Origin of the sequence: Cellulomonas sp., assembly GCF_036279715.1 — a bacterium.
Taxonomy (GTDB): Bacteria; Actinomycetota; Actinomycetes; order Actinomycetales; family Cellulomonadaceae; genus Cellulomonas_A.
Window position 1 is genome coordinate 1 of record NZ_DASUIR010000038.1, and the last position, 5,697, is coordinate 5,697.

6 protein-coding genes and 1 pseudogene are annotated in these 5,697 nt (G+C 70.4%); 4 read left to right on the plus strand and 3 right to left on the minus strand.

Annotated features, from left to right (window positions below):
* On the minus strand, nucleotides 1-181 hold a 181-nt coding region (locus VFW79_RS04185; protein WP_329676060.1), incomplete at its 3' end, for a transposase.
* A 393-nt stretch (nucleotides 182-574) separates the two neighbouring features.
* On the opposite strand from VFW79_RS04185, the gene VFW79_RS04190 reads away from it, so the two are divergent.
* The 4 genes from VFW79_RS04190 to VFW79_RS04205 all read left to right on the plus strand — a co-directional run bounded on the left by VFW79_RS04190 (nucleotide 575) and on the right by VFW79_RS04205 (nucleotide 4,823).
* On the plus strand, nucleotides 575-1,315 hold the full coding sequence (locus VFW79_RS04190) for a GAF and ANTAR domain-containing protein (RefSeq protein WP_329676061.1): 741 nt from the start codon (nucleotides 575-577) through the stop codon (nucleotides 1,313-1,315).
* Between the two features lie 169 nt (nucleotides 1,316-1,484).
* Complete coding sequence (locus VFW79_RS04195; RefSeq protein WP_329676062.1) at nucleotides 1,485-1,973, plus strand: hypothetical protein; 489 nt, start codon at nucleotides 1,485-1,487, stop codon at nucleotides 1,971-1,973.
* A gap of 53 nt (nucleotides 1,974-2,026) precedes the next feature.
* Complete coding sequence (locus VFW79_RS04200) at nucleotides 2,027-2,335, plus strand: MarR family winged helix-turn-helix transcriptional regulator (RefSeq protein WP_329676063.1); 309 nt, start codon at nucleotides 2,027-2,029, stop codon at nucleotides 2,333-2,335.
* Between the two features lie 238 nt (nucleotides 2,336-2,573).
* Nucleotides 2,574-4,823: a putative bifunctional diguanylate cyclase/phosphodiesterase gene (locus tag VFW79_RS04205; RefSeq protein WP_329676064.1), complete on the plus strand. Its 2,250-nt coding sequence runs from the start codon at nucleotides 2,574-2,576 to the stop codon at nucleotides 4,821-4,823.
* A gap of 258 nt (nucleotides 4,824-5,081) precedes the next feature.
* Here the strand turns inward: VFW79_RS04205 and VFW79_RS16490 are convergent.
* Nucleotides 5,082-5,512, minus strand: a pseudogene (locus VFW79_RS16490) (PTS sugar transporter subunit IIA); the annotation flags it as partial.
* A partial coding sequence (locus VFW79_RS04220) for a transposase (RefSeq protein WP_329676066.1) occupies nucleotides 5,502-5,697 on the minus strand: 196 nt, incomplete at its 5' end. The pseudogene VFW79_RS16490 and the gene VFW79_RS04220, both read right to left, overlap by 11 nt.

Sequence of the window (5,697 nt, forward strand, 5' to 3'; positions counted from 1 at the left end):
GCGGCAGGTCCCGCCACGGGATCCCGGTCCGATACCGGTACGCGATCGCCTCCACCACCCGACGGTCCTCACCGAACGGATGACCCCGCCGACCCGCGTTCGACGGCAACAACGGCTCCACCCGAGCCCACTGCACATCACTGAAGACCCGATACCGAGAAGACGTCACCCCGTGGAGCATCCCGGTTCGTCGGACCCGCCCTGAGCGACCAGCTCCTGGAAGGCGTGACGCGGCAAAGCAAGCCGAGCGAGGCGCTCCGGGGGCCGCAAGCAGTGTGCCGTCGTGACACACCCCGGCCGCACTCGGGGCGAGGGCACGGCGCACGCACTGACCTCACGCTCCATCGCCTCGAGGGTGCGCCCGATCGACATGGCCAGGGCCCAGACAACTCGAATATTCGCGGGCCGGCGGCACCCTTGGGTTGGTCATCACTCGTGCAGCCGCGTGCCCTCGCCTCCCGGCGCGCACCGGACCTGTCACTTCACCCACTGGACGTGGAGCATGATGGGACCGACGTCGTTCAAGGACCCGAGTCCCTCGGGGCAGACGACGCGCGGCCCACGGGTCGGCGAGATGACAGACACCGAAAGTGAGGACACCTCGCCCAGCCGGAGCAACCGAGGGGACGCTACCTCTGAGGACCTCGCGGTCGCCCTGAGTCGGATCGCTCGGAACCTCGAGCACAAGGACGACCTTCAGGGCACGCTGGACGCGATCGTCGGCTCAGCGGTCGGCACGGTGCCCGGTGCCCAGCACGCGAGCATCTCCATGGTCAAGAATCGTCGACAGGTCACCACCACCGCCTCGACCAGTGAGCTGCCCCGCAGGACCGACCAGGCTCAGTACGACGCGGGAGAAGGTCCGTGCCTTGACGTCCTGTACAAGAAGCAGACCGTGCAGGTGCCGGACATGGCGACGGAGCAGCGGTGGCCGGGCTTCAGCCGCAGGGCCAGCGAGCTGGGCGCCGGCAGCATGCTCAGCGTCCAGCTGTTCGTCGAGGGTGATGACCTCGGCGCGCTCAACCTTCTCAGCGAGTCCCCGCACGCCTTCAACGACGACTCCGAGCACGTCGCGCTGCTGTTCGCCTCGCACGCCGCCGTGGCGCTCATCGGTGCCGAGAGACAGGCGCAGTTCCGCGACGCCCTGGTTCGCCGGGACCACATCGGCCAGGCGATGGGCATCGTGATGGAACGCTACGGGCTCTCGGCGAAGCGGTCCTTCGCGGTCCTGGCACGGCTGAGCCAGGACCAGAACCTCAAGCTGCACGACCTCGCGAGACACATCGTCTACACCCGTACCCTCCCCAGCGGCTGAAGACCGCTGCCGAACCTCACTCGGGACAGCAGACTGCTCCCGGGGGTCCCGGTCGACGCGGAGGTTTCGGTGCTACGTTGGAGACGTCGGGTGAGGCCACCGCCCAGCGCTGCTCTGGCGAACGCACGCGAGTTCGCGCACCCGCTGAGGCCACCCCATGGACGACCAGATGACAGCCCGCTCCCCTACCGTCCTCGGCGAGCGCGCAACAACGTCGGTCGGACCCCGCGACGACGAGCCCGGGTCGGCAACGCGTGCGACTCGCCACGTCCGCCGACCGCACGGCGTGTCGGTGGCGTTCAGGTACCTCGATCCCACGGACGCCTGGGTGCCACTGGTCCTGCCGTCAGCCGACGGGCGCCTGGTCAGCGCCGCCCAGCTGGTGCACCTGGTGGTCTCAGAGGCCACCGCCCGCGGCGTCCGGTCCATCGGCACCGCCCTGGAGCTCGCGCATCCACTGACGCACGATCTGCTCGGCGCCCTGCAACGGCACCTCGGCACGGACCTCGAGGCGGTGGACACGCGCTGCGCCGGTTCGAGCGTCATGGTGACCGCCCGGCTGCTCGCCCCACGGCTCGCACACGCGGCGCCCGACGTCGTCACCGCTCGCGGATCCGACTGCGACGACCGGTGGCCGACGACGGTTCTCGCGCGATGACGCCTCAGCCTGCGACGACCTCCCACGTTGACGCTGCGACAGGCCCTGCCGGCGTGCGGGCCCTCGCCACGTCCCAGGCACTGGCGCGCCACGGTCTGCCCCTCGCCCAGTACCAGGCACTCTCGGCCGTGGTGGACGCGTACTCCGAAGCGGGAATCGGGCCGGAGCATGACATCCTCACCCGGTCCCACGCGATGGACGTCCTGCTGCGCGACCTCGAGACGCGCGGGCTGATCGACAGAACGCCGTGGCAGCGGCACGGCAAGCAGGTGCGCGTCCGGCCGACCGACGCGGGCCTCCGCGTCGCGCAGCTCGTGACGAACGCCCTGGATGCTGTGCACCAGCACCCGGCCGACGGCTGAACCACGACGGCGTCGACCGCGAACAGCGGCAGGGTGAGCGCCGGCGGATCAGCCGCGCCGTGGGACGGTACCGGCGCCGGCCCGTGGCGGTCTGGGGCCGGTACCGGCTGGGGCCTCAAGAAGCAGCGGGCGGTGTCGATAACGCCACCGGTGGAGAACACCGCCGCTGGGGAACGCCGATAGGTCGTGAACCGAGGGACCTGTGCTTCCAAGCAGGACTGTCCGAGCTCGTTCGACGATGACGTGGGTCATGGGCGTGCTGGTCGTCGCGTTCGCGTGCGGGCTGGTGTTGCCGGGCGTGCAGCAGACCGGTCTCGTGAACACCTGGCTCGGTCTGCTGACGTTCTGGGCGCCGGCCGTGGTCTGCTGGCTCGCCGCCTGGAAGGCCAGGGCTCGGCGAGTCGTCGTGGGGCTCTCGACGATCGGTGTGACGTCGTTCGCCATCGGGAACACGTACTACGTCGCGATGATGGGCGCCGACGGCTCCTTGCCGTTCCCGTCCCCGGCGGATCTCGGCTACCTGGGCTTCTACCCCGTCATCGTCGCCGCGCTCGGCGCGGGGATGTACCACCGGTCCCGGGTCCAGGCGGCGACGGTGTGGCTCGACGCCATGGTGGGATCGCTGGGCGCGGCCGCTGTCCTGGCGATCGTCCTGGACCCGGTGCTGGACGCCGCGCTGACCGGCTCGTTCTCCTTGGCGACCGCCGTCGCGCTCGCCTACCCGGTGTCCGACGTGGTGCTGATCGCGGCGATCGGTGGGATCGTCGCCCTGGGCGCCGGTCGGCTCGGGAGGCGATGGCCCCTCCTGGTTGTCGGGCTTCTGGTCTTCGCCGCGACGGACGTGGCCTACGCGGGGCAGGTCACCAACGGCACGTACGCGGGTGGTTCGTTGCTGGACGCCGGCTGGCCGGTCGGCCTCGCCCTCATCGCGGTCTGGGTCGGCACCACCTCGGAACGGGAGGTGGCCACGCTCGCGCACCATGTGGCGCGCTCGCCCGCGCTCGCCGTCACGAGTTTCGCGACCACCACGGCGATCGGCATTCTCGTCGCCGAGGCCTGGGTCAAGATCCCGCCGCTCGCCGTGGTCCTTGCCGGACTGACCCTGCTCGCCGGCGCGGCTCGCGCCCACCTCGCCTTCCGGATGGTCGCCCGGGACGCCAACCTTCGAGTAGAGGCCGCCACCGACGACCTGACGGGCCTGCCGAACCGGCGGTACCTGCACCTCGAAGGAAGGGCGCGCCTTCAGGACGCACCAGGTCGACGACGAGCGCTCCTGCTGCTCGACCTGGACAAGTTCAAGGACGTCAACGACAGCCTCGGCCACCATGCAGGAGACCTCGTCCTGATCGAGGTCGGCGCCCGGCTGCGCAGCCGCCTGCGCCCGGCCGACATCCTCGCCCGGCTTGGCGGCGACGAGTTCGGGGTCCTGCTCGACGACTCCGGCCCAGGCGAGGCCGCCGCGGTCGCGGTGAAGCTGCGCGAGGCCCTGGCGCGGCCGTTCGTCGTGGAGGGCCTCGTCCTGAACACCAGCGTGAGCATCGGGATCGCACTGTCTCCCGACGACGGGTCGGACCTGAGCACCTTGATGCGCAAGGCGGACATCGCCATGTACCGTGCCAAGAGCTCCGGCGTGGGTCACCACACCTACGGTGGCGCCGACGACACCGCGAGCACCTTCCGGCTGCAGTCGGTGCACGAGCTCAGGAAGGCGATCGACAACGACGAGCTCGTCCTGCACTACCAGCCCAAGATCGACCTCGACACGGGGGAGGTCAACAGCGTCGAGGCGCTGGTGCGCTGGAACCACCCGACGCGCGGGCTCCTCGGCCCCGACGCCTTCCTGAACCTGGTCGAGCACAGCGGCCTCATGCCGGCCATGACGACCGTGGTGCTCGCCCTCGCCCTTGACCAGATCGCCGCATGGACGGCGACCGGTCGACGGCTGACGGTCGCGGTCAACCTCTCCGCCAGCTCGCTCGTCGACGCCGACCTCCCCGAGCGGATCGCCGCCATGCTCGTCGCCCGGGACGTGGAACCGGCCGCCCTGCAGCTGGAGATCACCGAGGAGTTCCTGGTGGCCGACCGCGTCCGTGCGCGGGAGGTCCTGAGCCGGCTGCGTCGCAGCGGTGTCCAGATCTCCGTCGACGACTTCGGCACCGGCTACAGCTCGCTGAGCTACCTGCGTGACCTGCCGATCGACGAGCTCAAGCTCGATCGCACCTTCATCACCCCGTTGGCCGCAGACCCCCGCAGCACCGCGCTGGTCGCCTCGACCATCGCACTGGCCCACAGCCTGGACCTGCGCATCGTCGCCGAAGGCGTCGAGACCCACGCTGCGTACACCGAGCTCGTTCGCCTCGGCTGCGACCAGGCCCAGGGCTTCCTGATGTGCCGGCCAGTACCCGCCGCCGCGCTCGACGACTGGTTGACCGGTCGCAGACTCGTCGCCGAGGGGATCCGCCTCCCGACCCCAAGAACGACGTCCTGAGCTCACGCCGGTTGCCCGGCCGACAGGCCCGCCCGCTCGCGCGCCCGGGCACTGCGGCTCGTGGAGCACCTCGACGGACGGCAGCATGAGACGGTGATCGCAGTGGGCTCAGCCTCTCCTCAGTTCTGGTCGATGGCGAGGTGAGCGCGCTCGGTGTGGTCCATGCGCGAGTGAAGGTCCCCGATGGCTGGTCGCCGCGCTCAGGTGCCCCCTTCGGCGCCGCGTCGCCCATGGGCTGATCGCGCGCGGGAGATGCTGGCCGAAGTCGACCGGGTTCTCGTACCTGACCAGCGAGACCGCGGAGTGCAGGATCGACTCCTTGGCCTCGTTCGTCCCGTGCGGGATCGCCAGCGAGCTGCCCATGTAGGTCGAGACCGTCTCCTCGCGCTGGAGCATCGCCTCCACGTACGCGGGAGTGACGGCGCCCGAGCCGACCAGCAGAGCGCCGGCCTCACGGATCGCCTCGTCCTTCGTCCGTGCCGCGCCGGCCGCGACGATGAGGTCCCTGGTGAGGATCTCCCTCACGACGTGCGCCCTCCCTGCTCATGGCTCGCCCTGGCCTCGGCCACGACGTCGTCGTAGACGGGGCTGTTCATGAAGTTGTCCACCGAGACGTGCTCCGAGTCGGGTGACTGGTGCCGCGCTCGCGGGGTCAGCTCACGCTGGCTGATCACTAGGTCATGTCTCCCATATGCGTGTCCAGGTGATGCAGGCGGCCAGGATGATCGCGGCACGGTAGGTGATGGCGAGCTTGTCGTAGCGGGTGGCCAGGCCGCGCCATTGCCTGGTCAGGGCGAAGTGGCGTTCGACGACGTTGCGGCCGCGGTAGGCGGCCGCGTCGAGCCCGGGTGGCCGCCCGCCGCGGGACCCGCGT

What these genes read in the sequence shown, in the direction of transcription:
- VFW79_RS04190 (WP_329676061.1), top strand. Translation starts at nt 575, where the DNA reads ATGACAGACACCGAAAGTGAGGACACCTCGCCCAGCCGGAGCAACCGA.
- VFW79_RS04195 (WP_329676062.1), top strand. Translation starts at nt 1,485, where the DNA reads ATGACAGCCCGCTCCCCTACCGTCCTCGGCGAGCGCGCAACAACGTCG.
- VFW79_RS04205 (WP_329676064.1), top strand. Translation starts at nt 2,574, where the DNA reads ATGACGTGGGTCATGGGCGTGCTGGTCGTCGCGTTCGCGTGCGGGCTG.